Source organism: Micromonospora sp. DT231 (assembly GCF_049847025.1).
Lineage (GTDB): Bacteria > Actinomycetota > Actinomycetes > Mycobacteriales > Micromonosporaceae > Micromonospora.
This window is the reverse complement of record NZ_JBNCNO010000020.1, coordinates 99,025-115,269: the sequence shown is the minus strand read 5'-3', so window position 1 is coordinate 115,269 and position 16,245 is coordinate 99,025. Positions and strand designations below refer to the sequence as shown.

Sequence of the window (16,245 nt, the reverse complement as noted above, 5' to 3'; positions counted from 1 at the left end):
GCCGATGTCGTCAAGACCGTCGACGACGGCCGGGCCGTGGTCGCCAACATCGCCGGCACCAGCACCGACACCGACGGCGCCGTCCACTCCTACGAGGGCGGGCACTACATCAGCGTCGTCGGCTACCGCGACAACGGCAACACGGTGAAGATCGCCGACTCCGCCGACCCGAACACCGCCTCGTACTGGATCAGCACCGAGCACCTCGCGGACTGGATCGCCACCCGCGGCTACGCCACCAGCTGACCCACACCACCCACACCACGGCAAGACCACACCACCGCAGCACCGCACCACGGCAAGGCCGCACCACCGCAAGGCCGCACCACCGCAAGGCCGCACCACCGCGAGCCCGCACCACCGCGAGCCCGCAAAGCACCACAGCACCACAGCACCACAGCACGAGCGAAGGGCCGGACCCCTGTCACCGGGGTCCGGCCCTTCGGTCTGACCTGGTCGTCCACGTCGAACTCGCCAGACATGATCCGAAGGCGGGGGTCGATGGCTCAGGCCGCAGCCCGACCCGCAAGCGACGCGATGGTCGGGACCGTGACAGCGCCTCAACCGGCCAAGGACTCAACCGGCCCAGGCTCGGCCGAGCAAGGCCCCGCCGGCCAAGGACACGACCGCCCAAGGACTCAACCGGCCCAGGCTCGGCCGAGCAAGGCCCCGCCGGCCAAGGGCACAACCGGCCAACGGCACAACCGGCCAACGGCACAACCGGCCAGGGGCTCAGCCGCCGGAGTCGTCCATCTCGGCACCCTCGGGGACGGCGTCGTCGTCGCGACTGGCCAGCCAACCATCCGGCAGGAAGACCTTGCCCGGCGAGTTGGTACGCCCGCGGGGCTGGCCCAGGGCGGTCAGCGGGAACGGTTCGGTCGGGTCGAGCTTGCCGAGCAGGTCGTCGAGCTGAGCCAGGCTTTCGATCATCGCCAACGAGCGGCGCAGTTCGCCGCCGACCGGGAAGCCCTTGAGGTACCAGGCGACGTGCTTGCGGAAATCGGCGCAGCCGTCCCGCTCACCCCGGGTGGGGTTGCGGGCGGCGGCCACGAACTGGTCGACGAGCAGCTCGGCGTGCCGGCGCATGGTCACCGCCACCTCGCCGAGGGTGGGCAGTCGCCGTTCCGACCGGCCGTTGAAGGCGGCTTCCAGGTCGGCGAAGAGCCATGGCCGACCCAGGCAGCCACGCCCGACGACCACGCCGTCGACCCCGGTGTGCGCGACCATCCGCAGCGCGTCGTCGGCCTCCCAGATGTCGCCGTTGCCGAGCACCGGCACGTCGAGGGCCTGCTTCAACGTGGCGATCGCGTCCCAGTCGGCGGTGCCCGAGTAGCGCTGCGCCGCCGTCCGCCCGTGCAGGGCCACCGCGGCCACGCCGGCCTCCTGGGCGGCGAGCCCGGCTTCGACGTACGTCAGGTGGTCGTCGTCGATGCCCTTGCGCATCTTGACCGTGACCGGCACCCCGGCCGGCGCCGCGGCGTCCACCGCGGCCCGCACCAGCCGGGCGAAGAGCCGGCGCCGCCACGGCAGCGCCGCGCCGCCACCACGCCGGGTCACCTTGGGTACGGGGCAGCCGAAGTTGAGGTCGATGTGGTCGGCCAGGTCGCGTTCCACGACGATCCGGACAGCGGCGGCGGTGATCTCCGGATCGGTGCCGTAGAGCTGGAGGCTGCGCGGCTTCTCGTCGTCGCCGAACGCGATCATGTGCAGGGTCTTCGGGTTCCGCTCGACGAGCGCCCGGGTGGTGATCATCTCGCAGACGTAGATGCCGCCGCCCTGCTCACGGCAGAGCCGGCGGAAGCCGACGTTTGTGATCCCGGCCATCGGCGCCAGCACCACCGGCGGCCACACCTGGTAGCCACCGAGGGTCAACGGGCGTCCGGCCGCCACCGCGACATCACTCACCCGGCAAGTATACGGAGGGGTTCCTCCCCCTTTGCCGGGCGCAGGGGGCGCTCGGGTCGACGCCTCCGGGGCCGCGCCTACCGGGCCAGCCGTCGGGCGGTGCTGAAGCCCGTCCCGCTCCTCCCCGTGCAGGTCTGGAGCACGAGGTCGTATCGGCTCGCCCAGTGCGGCATCGCGCCGCCCTTGCGCGGCTGCCACCGGTGCCCGACCACCTGGTAGGTGCCCGCGCACGGCCCCGACACGACCCGCACCACCCTCCCGGCCGGGAGCTCGTCCAGCCACGCCCAACCCATGGTGTCGTGCCCCGCCAGGAGGCACGTCGGCGAGGTCGTCCAGGTGACAAGCGCTCCGCTGTCGATCTTGGCTTGCGAGTGGATCGCCGTGACGGGGGTGAGACGTGTCACGGGCCGCGGGGGCGCGGTCGGCGCGGGACCACGGCGGGACGCGACCGGTGCCTCAGGCCTCCCCTGGGCGGCCTCGATCATCCCCCCGACGGACGACGCGGCCGGCGTTCCCGGCGGACCCGGCATGGCCGACGGACCCGACGTGACCGACGGACCCGACGTGACCGACGGACCCGACGTGACCGTCGGACCCGACGTGACCGACGGACCCGGCATGGCCGACGGACCCGGCATGGCCGACGGACCCGGCATGGCCGACGGACCCGACGGACCCGGCGGACCCGGCGGACCCGGCGGACCCGGCGGACCCGGCGGACCCGGCGGACCCGGCGGACCCGGCGGACCCGGCGTGGCCGTGGCGACCGCGCCGGTCGACCCGCGCCATACCGAGGACGCGTACGGCGGCGGCGCGGCCTGGGCGGCAGCCTCGGCACGGGCAGGCCGGACGCCGCTGTGGTGGGCCGTGGAGCCCGAGAGCGCCGGGAGCCCCGCGACGATCGCCGCCGCAGCGGTCACGCGCAGGACGGAAAGCCGCTTCGCCATGTCATCCCACCTTCTTCCGATCGAGACCCAAGATATCGAAAGATGGCATTGAATTAATTTCATCGGCCTGCGCGTCGCCGACGTGTCCCGCCCCTGGTCAGGCCGCCAAAAGGCCCCCTCCCGACCGCGGTCGGGAGGGGGCCTTCGGAGTACGTCAGCAGCCGGGAAGGCGCTCGATCAGGTAACGCTCGACCTGGTCCAGGGAGACCCGCTCCTGGGCCATGGTGTCCCGGTTGCGCACCGTCACGGCGTTGTCGTCGAGCGTGTCGAAGTCGACGGTCACGCAGAACGGGGTGCCGATCTCGTCCTGCCGGCGGTAGCGGCGACCGATCGCCTGCGAGTCGTCGAACTCCACCACCCAGCGCTTGCGCAGCAGCGTGGCGAGGTCCTTCGCCTTGGGCGACAGCGCCTCGTTGCGCGACAACGGCAGCACCGCCACCTTGACCGGCGCCAGCCGTGGGTCGAACCGCATCACCGTGCGCTTGTCCACGCCGCCCTTGGTGTTCGGCGCCTCGTCCTCGTCGTACGCCTCGAGCAGGAAGGCGAGCACCGCGCGGGTCAGACCGGCGGCCGGCTCGATGACGTACGGCATCCAGCGCTCACCCTTGGTCTGGTCGAAGTACGACAGGTCGACGCCGGAGTGCTTGCTGTGCGTGGAGAGGTCGAAGTCGGTGCGGTTGGCGACACCCTCCAGCTCGGCGAACTCGGTGCCGCCGAACTGGAAGCGGTATTCGATGTCCACCGTCCGCTTCGAGTAGTGCGACAGCTTGTCCTTGGGGTGCTCGTAGAGGCGCAGATTGTCCGCCGACAGGCCGAGGTCGAGATACCAGTTCCAGCGCTCCTGGAGCCAGTACTCGTGCCACTCTTCGTCGGTACCCGGCTCGACGAAGAACTCCATCTCCATCTGCTCGAACTCGCGGGTCCGGAAGATGAAGTTGCCCGGGGTGATCTCGTTGCGGAACGACTTGCCGGTCTGGGCGATGCCGAACGGCGGCTTCTTCCGGGCGACCGTCTCCACGTTCTTGTAGTTGACGAAGATGCCCTGCGCGGTCTCCGGGCGCAGGTAGTGCAGCCCCTCGTCGCTCTCCACCGGGCCCAGGTAGGTCTTCATCAGGCCGTTGAACATCTTCGGCTCGGTGAAGGTGCCCTTGTTGCCGCAGTTGGGGCAGTTCAGCTCGGCGAGCGAGGTCAGCGGCTTGCCGTGCTTCTCGGCGTACGCCTCTTCCAGGTGGTCCGCCCGGAACCGCTTGTGGCAGAACTGGCACTCGGTGAGCGGGTCGACGAACTCGGCGATGTGGCCGGACGCCTCCCACACCTTGCGGGCCAGGATCACGGCGGAGTCGAGGCCGACCACGTCGTCACGCTGCTGGACCATGTTCTTCCACCACTGCCGGCGGACGTTCTCCTTGAGCTCCACGCCGAGCGGGCCGTAGTCCCACGCCGATCGGGTGCCTCCGTAGATTTCGCTGGAGGGGAAGACGAAGCCTCGACGCTTGGCAAGGCTGACGACGGCATCGATACGGTCGGCTGGCATGTTTCCTCCTACGCCGGCTGGCGGTCGGCGGGGGCGAGATGTGGATGATTCGGTCGGTCCGGGTCAACGGTACGACCACCGTCGCCCTGAGCCCAGCAGAATACCGGGGGCGGGTCAGCTGACCCCGCAGACCTCCACGCCGCCGGTCTGCCCGTCGCGGCCGAGGCTGACCTGCTGCTGCTCCCGGTCGCCGCCGGCGAGGCTCACGTCCACCGGCACGGTCAGGTTGATGGCGTCGACCTCACCGAGCCGAAACGCGGTGACCTGCGGTTCGGCGGCGGCACGCCGTTCGAACTCGGGCCGGGACTCACGCCGCTGCGCGTCGTCGCAGAGCTGCTCGTACGCCCGCCCGTAGTCCCGCTCGACAAGCGCCTGGTAGTAGTCACCGGTCACGGTGCGGGCCTGTTCGCCGACCGCCTGCACACCGGTCACGGCCAGGCCGATGACGGCGCTGCCGCCCCCGCCACAGCAGAGCACCACGGCGAGCGCGCCGATGCCGAGGCCGATCCAGAGCCGAGTCCGGCGGCCCTCGGTGGGCGGCGCGGCGAACGGCGGAGCCACGCCGGGACCGGGTGGCGGGGCGGGTGCGGTCATAGGAGCAGCGTAGTGTCCGGCGCCTCAGCGGTAAGGACCCGCAGCCCGATCACTCTCGGCGACGACCACGGCCCCGCCGGGGGCGGCGGTGGCCAGCGCCTCGTACGCGGAGGGCTCGTCGACCGACTCGGCGAGCAGCGGGACGGCGCTGACCTTGACCTCGAAGGCGCCCAGTGCCCGGCGGTAGGTGCCGACCGACTCCCATTCGGTGACCAGCGACCAGTACCGGGGGTCGTCGAGCGCCCGGACCAGTTGACCGCGCAGGTAGCCGGGGCGGGCGGCCAGCGCGGTGAGGGCGGCGTGCGCCCGTTCGGTGAAGTCGTCGGCGACATCGACGTCGACCACGAACCGGTTGGTCACCAGCAACGGGTGTCCCTCCTCGTAGAGTCTGTGGGATGCAGCGTACGCAGCGCCCTCTGTTGGCCCGGTTGGCCGGGGCCAACCCGACGTCGGTGTTCCTGCTCACCCTGGTGGTGGTGCTGGTGGCGTTCTTCACGCCCGGGGTGATCGGCGGGCTGCTGACGCTCGCGCTCGCGGCCGTCCTGGTCGCCCTGTTGGCGACGACCTGGGCGGTTCAGGCGCCGCAGACCCGGCTGATTCGACTGGTGATGCTGACCCTGCTGGTGGCGGTGGGCCTCGCGAAGCTGCTCTGACATGCAATCATGCGTTTTTGACAATCATTATCGTTGCCACGGACAGTTGACGACATGAGCAACCGCACCACCTTCCGTGTCCTGGCCGCCACGACCGCCCTGCTCGCCCTGGGCGCCGGGGCCGGCTGCTCCACCAGCGCCGGCGGCGCCGACCCCAAGCGGGTCGACGTGGTGGCCGCGTTCTACCCCCTGCAGTTCCTGGCCGAGCGGATCGGCGGCGACGCGGTCCGGGTCACGAACCTGGCCAAGCCCGGCGCCGAACCGCACGACCTGGAGCTCAACCCCAGCCAGGTCGGCCAGGTCAGCGAGGCCGAGCTGATCGTCTACCTGAAGGGTTTCCAGCCGGCGGTGGACGACGCCGTCACGCAGAACGGTGGCGACCGGGCGTTCGACGTGACGAGCGTGCAGCCGCTGTTGGACGCGACAGCCGGCGGGCACAACCACGAGGGCGAGGAGGAGCACCCCGAGGAGGGCGCCGGCAAGGACCCGCACGTCTGGCTCGACCCGACCCGGCTGGCCGCCATCGGTGACCAGCTCGCCCAGCGGCTCGGCAAGGCCGACAAGGAGCACGCCGCCGACTACACCGCCCGCGCCGCGGCGCTGCGCACCGACCTGACGGCCCTGGACGGCGAGTTCCGGAACGGCCTGGCGACCTGCCAGCGGCGGGAGATCGTGACCAGCCACGCCGCGTTCGGCTACCTCGCCGACCGCTACCAGCTCGACCAGGTCGGCATCACCGGGCTGAGCCCCGACGTCGAGCCCTCGCCGCAGCGGCTGGCGCACGCGATCGAGGAGGCGAAGGAGCACCACGCCACCACGATCTTCTTCGAGACGCTGGTCAGCCCGAAGGTCGCCGAGACCATCGCCGGTCAGGTCGGCGCGAAGACCGCCGTGCTGGACCCGATCGAAGGGCTCGCCGCCGGCAGCGACGGGGACTACCTTTCGGTGATGCGTACCAACCTGGGGACCCTGCAGACGGCCTTGGACTGCTCGTGACCTCCCCTGTCATCACCGTCGAGCACGGGGTGGTCGGCTACGACGGCCGCCCCGTGCTCCGGGACATCTCGCTCACCGTGACCGCCGGCGAGGTGGTCGCGGTGCTCGGTGCGAACGGCTCCGGCAAGTCCACCCTGATCCGCGCCGTGCTGGGGCTGGTGCCGCTCAGCGCCGGCTCGGTCGCCCTCTTCGACAGGCCGTTGCGCCGGTTCCGGCAGTGGGCGCGCATCGGGTACGTCCCGCAGCGTCTGGGCGCCGGCGGCGGCGTACCGGCCACCGTTCGTGAGGTGGTGGCCTCCGGGCGGCTGGCCCGCCGGGGGGTGCTCCGCCCGCCGGGTCGAGCCGACCGTGCCGCCGTCGACACCGCGCTGCTCGCCGTCGGGCTCGCCGACCGGGCCGGTGACCCGGTGGCCACGCTCTCCGGCGGCCAGCAGCAGCGCACCCTGATCGCCCGCGCCCTGGCCGGCCAACCGGAGCTGCTGGTCCTCGACGAGCCCACCGCCGGCGTGGACGCGGCCAGCCAGGAGGCGTTCGCCGCCGCGCTGCGCGACTTCGTCACCGGTGGCGGCACGGTGCTGCTTGTCGCCCACGAGCTGGGCCCCCTGCGACCGGTGATCAGTCGGGCGGTGGTGGTGCACGAGGGGCGCATCGCGCACGACGGCGCGGTGCCGGACCCGGCCGGCCATCACGCGGAGCCCGACCACGACCATGTGCACCCGCACTGCTACGACGAGCCCGCCGGGCTGTGGAGCAACTGACCCATGGGACTGTTCCAGTACTCCTACATGCAGCATGCCCTGATCGGCGCGCTGGTGATCGGCCTGGCCGCGCCGGCGCTCGGCATCTACCTGGTGCAGCGCCGACTGGCGTTGATCGGCGACGGTGTCGGCCACGTCGCGCTGACCGGCGTCGGCGCGGGCCTGCTGCTCAACCGCTCGCCGGTGCTCGTCGCGGTGCTCGTCGCCACCGCCGGCGCGATCGCCATCGAGGTGGTCCGGGCGCGTGGGCGTACCTCCGGTGATCTTGCCCTGGCCCTGCTCTTCTACGGCGGCATCGCGGGCGGCGTCCTGCTCGTCGGCCTCTCCGACGCGACGAGCGCGAACCTCAACGCCTACCTGTTCGGGTCGCTGATCACCACCTCCCTCGCCGACGTGGTCACCATCGCGGTGCTCGGCGCGGCGATCCTGGTCACGATGATCGCGCTGCGCCCGGCGCTCTTCGCGGTCAGCCACGACGAGGAGTACGCCCGGGTCTCCGGCCTGCCGGTGCGCACGCTGAACCTGCTGATCGCGGTCTCCACCGCGGTCACCGTGACCATCGCGATGCGGGCCGTCGGGGTGCTGCTGATCAGCGCGCTGATGGTGGTGCCGGTCGCCACCGCCCAGCAGGTCACCCGGGGTTTCCGCAGCACCATGACCGCCGCGATGGCACTCGGGCTGTTCGCCGCCGGCTCCGGTGTCTGGGTGGCTGCCACGGCGGACACCGCGCCGGGCGCCTCGGTGGTGCTGGTGGCGATCGCCTCCTTCCTGGTGGTCGCCGTCGCCGGTGGGGTCTGGCGGACGCTGCGCCGGCGGTCGACGCCGGCCCCCGCGCCGGCAGCGGAACCACACGAGGTCGTGCTGGGCCGATCCTGATCCACGAGCAGTCGGTGCTAATGGGTACCGTTGCGCAATGACCAGCGCGACGGGCTACGAGGGGTTCGACGGGGCCAGCGAACTGCTCCGCGCCCTGTCGGCGCCCATCCGGTTGGCCATTGTCAGCGAGCTGGCCAGCGGCGAACGGTGCGTGCACGAGCTGGTGGACAAACTCGGCGCCGCGCAACCGCTGGTCTCCCAGCATCTGCGGGTGCTGCGCGGCGCGGGAGTGGTGCGGGGTTCCCGTCGAGGTCGGGAGATCGCCTACAGCCTGGTCGACGAGCACGTCGCGCACATCGTGGCGGACGCGGTCAGCCACGCCGGGGAGGGATCATGAGCGAGAACGGCGCCGCGGTGCGCAACACCCGCCAGCGTTCGGCGGTGAGCGCGCTGCTGGGTGAGATGGCCGGCTTCCACAGCGCCCAGGATCTGCACGCGATGCTGCGCCAGCGCGGCGAGCGGGTCGGCCTGACCACCGTCTACCGCACTCTGCAGGGGCTGGCCGACGCCGGCGAGATCGACGTGATGCGACCGCCCGGTGGCGAGCACCTCTACCGCCGGTGCAGCGAGGGGCACCATCACCACCTGGTCTGCCGGGTCTGCGGCAACACCGTGGAGGTGGCCGGGCCCGCCGTGGAGAGCTGGGCCGACCGGGTCGCCGCGCAGCACGGCTACGCCGACGTCAGCCACACCCTGGAAATCTTCGGCACCTGCCCCAGCTGTGCCCCCTGACCGTTGATCCGGCCCTGCCGGGAGCGCTCGGTTCGTGACACGCTGTCCGGCGTGAAAATCTATGCCGATCGGCTTCCGACCGCCGCCCGCCAGTTGCTCACCGACCTGCTCGTCGTCGCCTGGGTGTACGCGGCGATCCGCGGCGCGCTGTGGCTGCACGACCTGGTGCAGAAGCTTGCCGTACCGGGGCAGAAGTTGGAGGGTGCCGGCAGTGGCCTTGCCGACAACCTCTCCGACGCCGGGGCCAAGGTCCGCCGGCTGCCGCTTGTCGGCGACGACCTGACCGCGCCCTTCCAACAGGCCGCCGCCGCCGCCCGAGGGCTCGCCGACGCCGGCCGCGACCAGCAGCACCTGGTCGACCAGCTCGCCCTCGCCCTCGCCATCGCGGTGTTGATCTTCCCGCTCGGCCTTGTGCTGTTCGGTTGGCTGCCCCTGCGGCTGCGCTGGATGCGCCGGGCGGGGTCGGCCGCGAAGCTGGCCGCCGGGCCGGCCGGCCGGGACCTGCTCGCCCTGCGGGCGTTGGCCACCCAGCCGCTGGGCCGGCTGACCCGGATTGGCCCCGACGTGGCCGAGGCGTGGCGGCGCGGCGACGACCAGACAGTCGACGCGCTGGCCGCGCTGGAGCTACGCCAGCTCGGCCTGCGCGGCCGGGCCCGCTGACGCCGACGCGACGCCCCCGCTCGTGCTGGCGAACACCGCTCGTGCCGTGATCAGGTGAGAAAAAGTAGGTCAGAAGCAGCACCGGGACCTACTTTTCATCACCTGGTCAACGCAACGGCGGTGCCGACCACCGCGCCGTCGCGGTCTGCGGGGCGGGGACCGTTAAGGTCTTCGGGTGTTCTACTTCCTGCTCGTCATCGCCGTCCTGCTGCTCGGCTACGCCGCTGTCCTGGTGTCCTTCGTCCGCCGGGGCAAGAAGATCCCGCCCGCGGCGTACCTCGGTCTGGCGGCGCTCAACGGTCTGATCCTGGCGGCGGTGCTGGCCTGGGCGGTCTCCCGCTGACCCGCGCCGTGGACGAGGCCGCGAGCCAGCGCCGCGACGCGACCAGGCCGCGGGCCAGCGCGGCGACGCGGCTCACGGCTTCGGTGGGATGCGGCGGCGGACGTCCTCGGCGGTGGACGGGCCGGGCGACCAGCCGGCCACCCAGGGCAGCTCGTCGGACGGCGTGATCACGCCCTCCTCCAGGCCCGCGTAGCGGCCCGCGAGGATCCGCTTCGCGGCGGCGGTGTCGACCGAGTCGGTGTTGTCCCAGAGGGCCGAGAACAGGGCGTCCACCCGCACCCGCGCCTGCCGGCAGAACAGGTCGGCCAGCTCGACATTTTCCGGGCGGCTGTCCCGCTCGGATTGTGCCCGGACACAGACCGCGGACATCGCGAACAACTCGGCGCCGATGTCCACCACGCGGCCGAGGAACGCCTGCTTACGTTCCATCTTTCCCTGCCAGCGGGACATCGCGTAGAACGTCGACCGGGCCAGCTTGCGCGACGAGCGCTCCACCTGGCGCAGGTGCGCGGCGAGCGGCCCGAACTCGGCGTACGCCGACGGGCTCTGCCCCCGACCCACAGCCAGGGTGGGCAGCCACTTCGCGTAGAAGGCGCCGGCTCGGGCGCCGGCGCGTGCCTTGCGGCCCAGCCCCGCGTCCGGGTCGATGATGTCGCCGGCCACCGACAGGTGGGCGTCGACCGCCTCCCGCGCGATCAGCAGGTGCATGATCTCGGTGGAGCCCTCGAAGATCCGGTTGATGCGCAGGTCACGGAGCACCTGCTCGACGTTGGCGGGGCGTTCGCCACGGGCGGCCAGCGAGTCGGCCGTCTCGTAGCCGCGCCCGCCCCGGATCTGGACCAGGTCGTCGGCGATCTTCCAGGCCATCTCGCTGGCGTAGAGCTTGACCAGCGCGGCCTCGATCCGGATGTCGTTGCGGTCGTCGTCGGCGAGCAGGCAGCACAGGTCGAGCATGGTCTCCATGCCGTACGTGGTGGCGGCGATGAAGGAGAGCTTCTGCGCGACCGCCTCGTGCTCGCCCACCGGCCGGCCCCACTGGACCCGGTCGGCGGCCCAGCCCCGGGCCACGTTCAGCGCCCACTTGCCGGCGCCCACGCACATCGCCGGGAGCGACAGGCGGCCGGTGTTCAGCGTGGTCAGGGCGATCTTCAGCCCCTTGCCCTCGCCGCCGATGACGTTCTCGGCGGGCACGAACACGTCGTGGAACCGGGTGAGGCTGTTTTCCAGGCCGCGCAGACCGACGAACTCGTTGCGCCGCTCGACGGTGATGCCGGCGCTGTCCCCGTCCACCACGAACGCGGTGATCCCACCCCGGCGCCCCTCAGTGGCGGGCACCCGGGCCATCACCACGAGCAGGGTGGCCACGATGCCGTTCGTGGCCCAGAGTTTCACCCCGTTGAGCCGGTAGCCGGTGCCGTCCTCGGTCGGCTCGGCGACGGTGGCCAGCCGGGCCGGGTCGGAGCCGACGTCCGGTTCGGTGAGCAGGAACGCGGACACCTCGCCGGCGGCGAGCCGGGGCAGGAAGCGCTGCTTCTGCTCGGCGGTGCCGAACATCTTCAGCGGCTGCGGCACCCCGATCGACTGGTGTGCGGAGAGCAGCGCGCCGATGGCCGGGCTGACCGAGCCGGCAAGCATCAGCGCCCGGCAGTAGTGCAGGTTGCTCAGCCCGAGCCCGCCGTACCTCCGGTCGATCTTCATGCCGAACGCGCCGAGGTCGGCCAGGCCGTGGAAGACCGAGTCCGGAATGGACGCGTCGCGTTCGATGGCCGCGCCGTCCACCTCGGAGCTGAGGAAGGCGCGGAACCGACCGAGGAACTCCTCGGCGCGGGCCACGTCGTCCGGATCGGATTCGGGCCACGGGTCGATCAGGTCGAGGCGGAGGCGGCCGAGGAACAACTCCTTGCCGAAGCTGGGCCGGTCCCAGGCGGACTCGCGGGCGGCCTCGGCGACCCGCCGGGCCTCCTTCTCCGAGACCTGTCCGGCCTCCGCCGACAGCGGTGCGGCGGCCCCGGCGGTCTGCGGGGTGGTCGCGGAATCCGGGCCGTCCGGTGCTGGTCGACCGTCCTGTGTCGTGGTCACGGCTGCCCCCTCGAACCTCGGTGCGGCTGCTCGGCGTGTGCGACTACCGTCACGTTACTCCCGGGTGTTACCCAGGGGTAGTTTTCGTGGCGAACTGCTCGATCAGCGTCCGGCGATCTCGTCCGGGTCGTCGTCCTCGTCGTCGATGTCGTCGTCACCCCAGTTGCGGCGGGCGAACGGCAGGGCTGCCCAGAACGTCAGGAACCAGAGCCCGGTCAGCGCGCTGAGCACGAAGGCGATCGGCCGGTCCAGCACGAAGTCGGTGATCAGCAGCACCGCGCTGACCATCGCGATGAGCATGAAGGCGAGACCGCCGGTGGCCATCCGGTGCGCGAAGCGCACCAGCTCCGGCTTGCGCCCCTGGCGGAACAGCGCCCGGTGGAACGCCACCGGCGAGATGATCATCGCGGTGGCGGCGGCCGCGGCGAGCAGCGCGACGATGTAGACGTCCCGCTGGAACTCCGTGGTCTCGGTGAACCCGTTGCTGAACGGCAGGGTGAGCAGGAAGGCGAAGAGGATCTGCACGCCCGTCTGTGCGACCCGCAACTCCTGCAACAGGTCGGCGAAATTACGCTGCCAACGCTGCTTCTCGGTCTCCTTGGACACGCGCTACCTCCGGTGCGACGCTACTGCCGACGGTCCCGGCCGTCGGCAGCAACGCCAATGCCCCACCCGGCTGCGCGCGAAACGGGTTCACGACATTCGTTGTTCATCAGCGGTTCACACGCCGCCGGCCGACCGAGTCGACGCCGGGGACGGCCGGCGACGCCTGTCGGCCGCGGAGGTGCGGTGAGGCGTTCGCCCCGCGACGGCCTCAGGACCCGCGTCGGATCCGGCCGGCGTACCGGGCCTCCAACTCCGCGTTGTGCGCGTCGCCGTCCGGGATGTTCGCCGACAGGTAGACCGGCGGCCGCACGCCCGCCGCCAGCAGCCGAGCCACCACCTCCACCGTCACCTGCTGCGCCAGCAGCGCCGCGGTGATCGAGGAGATCGCGCCGACCGCGCCGCCGCCGGGCAGCGGCAGCGTCGCGTCACCGTACGGAGCGCCGTTGTCGAGAACGACGTCGGCGAGGTCGGCCAACGTGCGCCCGGACGGGTGGCGGGAGGTCATCCGGCCCGAGTGCTGCGCGGAGGTGATCGCCACCAGCGCGTGCCCGCGCGCCTTGACAAGCGTGGCGAACTCCACCATCGCGCCGTTGACCCCGGAGTTCGAAGCCAGCACGAAGACGTCGGTGGACCGCACCGGCGCCAACTCGTAGAGCCGGTGCGCGACCGCCGGATCCCGCTCCAGCAGCGGACCGAGCCGCTCGGCCGGTTCACCGCCGAGCAGCACCAGGTCACGCAGCGCGATCCGGTTCGTCGGCACCAGCCCTCCGGCCCGGCCGGCAATCTCCATGGCGAGAGCCTCGGAGTGCCCGGTGCCGAACGCGTGCACCACCCCGTCGGCGCGGACGGCGTCGGCGATCAGGTCCGCGGCCCGCCCCACCGCCTCCCGCTGGCTGGCGGCCACCCGGCCGATCGTCTCGGTCACCACGGCCAGGTAGGCCTCGGCACTCACCGTCATGCTTCCTCCGTCGTCCGGTTGCGGTCCAGCCAACGGACCGCGAAGTCGACAGCCGCCCGCTGCCGCATCAACCTGCCGGTCCCGGCGCCGACCGGTCCGGCGCGCACCGACCCGGTGGCCTCCAGGTCGGTGCCCAGCGCGTCGAAGTCGTCCGCGTCGAGCCGTACGTCCTGCCACCACACCCACTCCCGACCACCACCGTCGCCGGTCCGCACCGCGGCGCCGACCCGCTCGCGGGGTGAACCCGAGCAGCGGTATTCCGCCAGGTGCAGCGAGGTGCTCACCGAGTGGTCCACGCCGAGCAGGAGGACGTCGGCGTCCAGGTCGTAGAGCCGGGCCAGCGGGGAGCCCTCACCCAGCATGTCGGCCAGGCCGTGACCGGCCACCACCTGCTCGGCGGCCGGCCCGAGCGCGGCGAACGACACGTGCGGATGCACGCTGCGCAGGGCACCGGGCCAGCCGCGAACCGTCTCGGCGAGCACGCCCATGAACCGGCTCGGAGTGACCGCCGGGTCGAAGCCCGGCATCTCGGCACGGATCAGCGGCCACCAGTCCGCCGGCACCGGGGGGTTGCGCCACCCCGCGGGGTCGCTGTTGTCCGGCGTGTGGGTGGGCACCACGATCGTGCCGTCCGGGCCCAACGCGTCGCGCAGGGCAAGCACCACCGCGTGCGGTCCGCCGGTGACGAACCCCAGCGGACGCAGCGCGGCGTGCACCAACAGCGTGGCCCCGGGGCGTACGCCCAGCAGGCGCAGTTGCGCCGCGATCGAACGTCGAGTGCCCGGACCGCTGGTGTTCGTCGTCACGGTGCCCCTCCCTGACCGACCCGCACGGCTCAGGCCGTCCCGCCGGCCCGAGCGAGGATCGCCTCGGCGAGCGGGCCCGGCGCGGTGTCCGGAATCCAGTGACTCACACCCGGCAACCGCACGAAGCGGTACGCCCCGGTGACGTTCGCCGCGCACGCCTCGGCGGCGGTCCGGCCGATGGCGACGTCCCGGTCACTCCAGACGTACGTGGTGGGCACCGCGACCGGGCCGACACCGGCCAGGTCGGCGCGGGACATCGCCCGGTACCAGTTCAGGGCGGCGGTGAGCGCCCCCGGCTCACGCATCGGGGCCGCGTAGCGGTCCACCCGGGGCCCGTCGCCCGCCCCGCCGAGCATCTTGCGCAGCGCGGTCGCGTGCCACGCCAGCAGCACCCGCTCCGCCGTGCCCGGCTTACGGAACAAGGTGATGTACGACGAGCGGGCCTTCTGCTGGCCGTCGTTGGCCAGGGCGTGCGCCATGGCGGCCGGATGCGGCACGGACACGGCGGTCAGCGTGCGGACCCGGTCGGGGTGCCCGGCGGCGACCGCCCAGGCCACGATCGCGCCCCAGTCGTGGCCGACCAGGTGCACGGCGTCCAACCCCAGGGCGTCGAGCACCGCCACCACGTCGGCGACCAGCTCGGGGATCCGGTAGTCGGCCACCGCCGTCGGCCGCGCGCCGGGCGAGTAGCCGCGCTGGTCGAGCGCGTACGTGCGCAGCCCGGCCGCGTGCAGCGCGGGCACCACGTCGTCCCACTCGCCGCTGTGCTGTGGGAAGCCGTGCAGCAGCAGGACGGGTACGCCGTCCGACGGACCACCGGCGGTTACCTCGAACGTGAGACCTCGCGCGTCGACCCGCATGATCGTCAGCCTACCCAGCCGGCGTGCGGCGGGGTGAACGCCGAGATGGGCGGACGCCCTGCTGGGCCGGCACCCCTGGTCGGTGTTAGCGTCGACGAGACAACTTCACATCCGACAGGGGAGCGCACAGCGCTGAGAGTGCGGGCACGCCCGCAGACCCTCGAACCTGATCTGGGTAATGCCAGCGCAGGGAGTTCGGTCGACCTCCAGCCGCGCCGCCGTCCGGTGCCACCGGACGCGCGGCGTGCGTCTTCTCCTGGTTCGCACGCAGAACTGGGAGTAACACATGACATCCACCACCGACACCGGTCGTTGGCGCACCATCGACATCGTGGTCGCCTCGGTGATCGCGGTCGCCTTCGGCGTCATCTTCTGGGCCTGGGGCCTGGTCTGGAGCGCCACCGAGGGTGCGTTCGCCTTCTTCCCGCCGGCGCAGGCGCTGCTCTACGGCGTGTGGCTGATGCCGGCCGTGATCGGCGGTCTGGTCATCCGCAAGCCCGGCGCCGCGCTCTACTGCGAGACGGTGGCCGCGGTCCTGTCCGCGCTGCTGGGCAGCCAGTGGGCCGGCACGGTGATCCCACAGGGCATCGTGCAGGGCATCGGCGCCGAGCTGGCGTTCGCCGCGTTCCGGTACCGGTCGTACCGGCTGCCGACCGCGATACTGGCCGGCGCGCTCACCGGTCTCAGCGCCGCGCTGTTCGACTTCTTCGTCTGGAACGACGCCTACGCGCTCGCCGACTACCGCATCCCGTACGCGCTGATCACCATCGTCAGCGCCACCGCGATCGCCGGCGTTGGCGGCTGGCTGCTGACGAAGGCCCTGGCCAACACCGGCGTCCTGGACCGCTTCCCGGCAGGCCGCGAACGCGCCCTGATCTAACCCCGCCCACTCGCGTCGGTCATGAGGTGAGAACCACCGTCCACCTCGTGATCGACCG

At 72.0% G+C, this 16,245-nt stretch carries 21 protein-coding genes and 1 riboswitch; of the genes, 11 read left to right on the top strand and 10 right to left on the bottom strand.

Going from position 1 to position 16,245, the window contains the following annotated elements; genetic code table 11:
- Positions 1-246 (top strand): C39 family peptidase (locus tag ACPXBU_RS33450; RefSeq protein ID WP_425761226.1); only part of this gene is annotated, 246 nt, incomplete at its 5' end.
- A 486-nt stretch (positions 247-732) separates the two neighbouring features.
- Here the strand turns inward: ACPXBU_RS33450 and dusB are convergent.
- Entirely contained in the window at positions 733-1,905 is a 1,173-nt protein-coding gene (dusB, locus tag ACPXBU_RS33445; RefSeq protein WP_425761225.1) for a tRNA dihydrouridine synthase DusB, read from the bottom strand.
- A gap of 77 nt (positions 1,906-1,982) precedes the next feature.
- Positions 1,983-2,309 (bottom strand): hypothetical protein, encoded by a 327-nt coding sequence (locus ACPXBU_RS33440; protein WP_425761224.1) that lies wholly within the window; start codon positions 2,307-2,309, stop codon positions 1,983-1,985.
- Between the two features lie 124 nt (positions 2,310-2,433).
- Here ACPXBU_RS33440 and ACPXBU_RS33435 point away from each other — a divergent pair, with 124 nt between their 5' ends.
- Positions 2,434-2,904 (top strand): hypothetical protein, encoded by a 471-nt coding sequence (locus ACPXBU_RS33435; RefSeq protein ID WP_425761223.1) that lies wholly within the window; start codon positions 2,434-2,436, stop codon positions 2,902-2,904.
- 102 nt (positions 2,905-3,006) lie between these two features.
- Here the strand turns inward: ACPXBU_RS33435 and ACPXBU_RS33430 are convergent, their stop codons facing one another.
- The 3 genes from ACPXBU_RS33430 to ACPXBU_RS33420 form a co-directional block, all read right to left on the bottom strand.
- Positions 3,007-4,386, bottom strand: a complete 1,380-nt coding sequence (locus tag ACPXBU_RS33430; RefSeq protein ID WP_393375448.1) for a glycine--tRNA ligase — start codon at positions 4,384-4,386, stop codon at positions 3,007-3,009.
- A 114-nt stretch (positions 4,387-4,500) separates the two neighbouring features.
- The gene (locus ACPXBU_RS33425) at positions 4,501-4,980 is read right to left on the bottom strand and encodes a hypothetical protein (protein ID WP_393375450.1); all 480 of its coding nucleotides are present in this window, start codon (positions 4,978-4,980) and stop codon (positions 4,501-4,503) included.
- Between the two features lie 24 nt (positions 4,981-5,004).
- On the bottom strand, positions 5,005-5,346 hold the full coding sequence (locus ACPXBU_RS33420; RefSeq protein ID WP_110566725.1) for an antibiotic biosynthesis monooxygenase: 342 nt from the start codon (positions 5,344-5,346) through the stop codon (positions 5,005-5,007).
- Between the two features lie 29 nt (positions 5,347-5,375).
- Between ACPXBU_RS33420 and ACPXBU_RS33415 the strand changes: the two genes are divergently transcribed.
- The 8 genes from ACPXBU_RS33415 to ACPXBU_RS33380 all read left to right on the top strand — a co-directional run bounded on the left by ACPXBU_RS33415 (position 5,376) and on the right by ACPXBU_RS33380 (position 9,998).
- Positions 5,376-5,633, top strand: a complete 258-nt coding sequence (locus tag ACPXBU_RS33415) for a hypothetical protein (RefSeq protein WP_393375453.1) — start codon at positions 5,376-5,378, stop codon at positions 5,631-5,633.
- A 54-nt stretch (positions 5,634-5,687) separates the two neighbouring features.
- The gene (locus ACPXBU_RS33410; RefSeq protein ID WP_425761222.1) at positions 5,688-6,629 is read left to right on the top strand and encodes a metal ABC transporter substrate-binding protein; all 942 of its coding nucleotides are present in this window, start codon (positions 5,688-5,690) and stop codon (positions 6,627-6,629) included.
- Positions 6,626-7,387: a metal ABC transporter ATP-binding protein gene (locus ACPXBU_RS33405; protein WP_393375455.1), complete on the top strand. Its 762-nt coding sequence runs from the start codon at positions 6,626-6,628 to the stop codon at positions 7,385-7,387. Before ACPXBU_RS33410 ends, ACPXBU_RS33405 begins: the two co-directional genes overlap by 4 nt.
- A 3-nt stretch (positions 7,388-7,390) precedes the next feature.
- A complete protein-coding gene (locus ACPXBU_RS33400) occupies positions 7,391-8,263 on the top strand; it encodes a metal ABC transporter permease (RefSeq protein WP_393375456.1) in 873 nt (290 codons plus the stop codon).
- Positions 8,264-8,300: 37 nt separating this feature from the next.
- The gene (locus tag ACPXBU_RS33395) at positions 8,301-8,600 is read left to right on the top strand and encodes an ArsR/SmtB family transcription factor (RefSeq protein WP_355030824.1); all 300 of its coding nucleotides are present in this window, start codon (positions 8,301-8,303) and stop codon (positions 8,598-8,600) included.
- Positions 8,597-8,995: a Fur family transcriptional regulator gene (locus tag ACPXBU_RS33390; RefSeq protein ID WP_425761221.1), complete on the top strand. Its 399-nt coding sequence runs from the start codon at positions 8,597-8,599 to the stop codon at positions 8,993-8,995. Before ACPXBU_RS33395 ends, ACPXBU_RS33390 begins: the two co-directional genes overlap by 4 nt.
- Before the next feature lie 51 nt (positions 8,996-9,046).
- The gene (locus tag ACPXBU_RS33385) at positions 9,047-9,655 is read left to right on the top strand and encodes a hypothetical protein (RefSeq protein WP_425761220.1); all 609 of its coding nucleotides are present in this window, start codon (positions 9,047-9,049) and stop codon (positions 9,653-9,655) included.
- Between the two features lie 175 nt (positions 9,656-9,830).
- Positions 9,831-9,998, top strand: coding sequence for a hypothetical protein (locus ACPXBU_RS33380; protein WP_393375465.1), 168 nt, complete (start codon positions 9,831-9,833; stop codon positions 9,996-9,998).
- A 72-nt stretch (positions 9,999-10,070) separates the two neighbouring features.
- On the opposite strand, the gene ACPXBU_RS33375 is transcribed toward ACPXBU_RS33380, so the two are convergent.
- The 5 genes from ACPXBU_RS33375 to ACPXBU_RS33355 form a co-directional block, all read right to left on the bottom strand.
- Positions 10,071-12,077, bottom strand: a complete 2,007-nt coding sequence (locus ACPXBU_RS33375) for an acyl-CoA dehydrogenase family protein (RefSeq protein ID WP_425761219.1) — start codon at positions 12,075-12,077, stop codon at positions 10,071-10,073.
- Between the two features lie 102 nt (positions 12,078-12,179).
- Positions 12,180-12,683 carry a DUF6328 family protein gene (locus ACPXBU_RS33370; protein ID WP_425761218.1) on the bottom strand — a complete coding sequence of 168 codons (504 nt, stop codon included), beginning with the start codon at positions 12,681-12,683 and terminating at the stop codon, positions 12,180-12,182.
- Positions 12,684-12,891: 208 nt separating this feature from the next.
- Complete coding sequence (locus ACPXBU_RS33365; RefSeq protein ID WP_425761217.1) at positions 12,892-13,641, bottom strand: sugar isomerase domain-containing protein; 750 nt, start codon at positions 13,639-13,641, stop codon at positions 12,892-12,894.
- Positions 13,638-14,447 (bottom strand): aminoglycoside N(3)-acetyltransferase, encoded by an 810-nt coding sequence (locus ACPXBU_RS33360; protein ID WP_425761216.1) that lies wholly within the window; start codon positions 14,445-14,447, stop codon positions 13,638-13,640. Before ACPXBU_RS33360 ends, ACPXBU_RS33365 begins: the two co-directional genes overlap by 4 nt.
- A 29-nt stretch (positions 14,448-14,476) precedes the next feature.
- On the bottom strand, positions 14,477-15,307 hold the full coding sequence (locus ACPXBU_RS33355) for an alpha/beta fold hydrolase (RefSeq protein WP_425761215.1): 831 nt from the start codon (positions 15,305-15,307) through the stop codon (positions 14,477-14,479).
- Positions 15,308-15,413: 106 nt separating this feature from the next.
- Positions 15,414-15,518: riboswitch (TPP riboswitch) on the top strand.
- A 75-nt stretch (positions 15,519-15,593) separates the two neighbouring features.
- Here ACPXBU_RS33355 and ACPXBU_RS33350 point away from each other — a divergent pair.
- The gene (locus ACPXBU_RS33350) at positions 15,594-16,187 is read left to right on the top strand and encodes an ECF transporter S component (RefSeq protein WP_425761214.1); all 594 of its coding nucleotides are present in this window, start codon (positions 15,594-15,596) and stop codon (positions 16,185-16,187) included.
- The last annotated feature ends 58 nt before the right edge of the window (positions 16,188-16,245 follow it).

Excerpts from the sequence above, each read along its gene's own strand:
- ACPXBU_RS33425 (WP_393375450.1), bottom strand. The coding sequence starts at position 4,980 with ATGACCGCACCCGCCCCGCCACCCGGTCCCGGCGTGGCTCCGCCGTTC.
- ACPXBU_RS33415 (WP_393375453.1), top strand. The coding sequence starts at position 5,376 with ATGCAGCGTACGCAGCGCCCTCTGTTGGCCCGGTTGGCCGGGGCCAAC.
- ACPXBU_RS33430 (WP_393375448.1), bottom strand. The coding sequence starts at position 4,386 with ATGCCAGCCGACCGTATCGATGCCGTCGTCAGCCTTGCCAAGCGTCGA.
- ACPXBU_RS33410 (WP_425761222.1), top strand. The coding sequence starts at position 5,688 with ATGAGCAACCGCACCACCTTCCGTGTCCTGGCCGCCACGACCGCCCTG.
- ACPXBU_RS33355 (WP_425761215.1), bottom strand. The coding sequence starts at position 15,307 with ATGCGGGTCGACGCGCGAGGTCTCACGTTCGAGGTAACCGCCGGTGGT.
- ACPXBU_RS33400 (WP_393375456.1), top strand. The coding sequence starts at position 7,391 with ATGGGACTGTTCCAGTACTCCTACATGCAGCATGCCCTGATCGGCGCG.
- ACPXBU_RS33365 (WP_425761217.1), bottom strand. The coding sequence starts at position 13,641 with ATGACGGTGAGTGCCGAGGCCTACCTGGCCGTGGTGACCGAGACGATC.
- ACPXBU_RS33350 (WP_425761214.1), top strand. The coding sequence starts at position 15,594 with ATGACATCCACCACCGACACCGGTCGTTGGCGCACCATCGACATCGTG.
- ACPXBU_RS33395 (WP_355030824.1), top strand. The coding sequence starts at position 8,301 with ATGACCAGCGCGACGGGCTACGAGGGGTTCGACGGGGCCAGCGAACTG.
- ACPXBU_RS33390 (WP_425761221.1), top strand. The coding sequence starts at position 8,597 with ATGAGCGAGAACGGCGCCGCGGTGCGCAACACCCGCCAGCGTTCGGCG.
- ACPXBU_RS33435 (WP_425761223.1), top strand. The coding sequence starts at position 2,434 with ATGGCCGACGGACCCGACGTGACCGACGGACCCGACGTGACCGACGGA.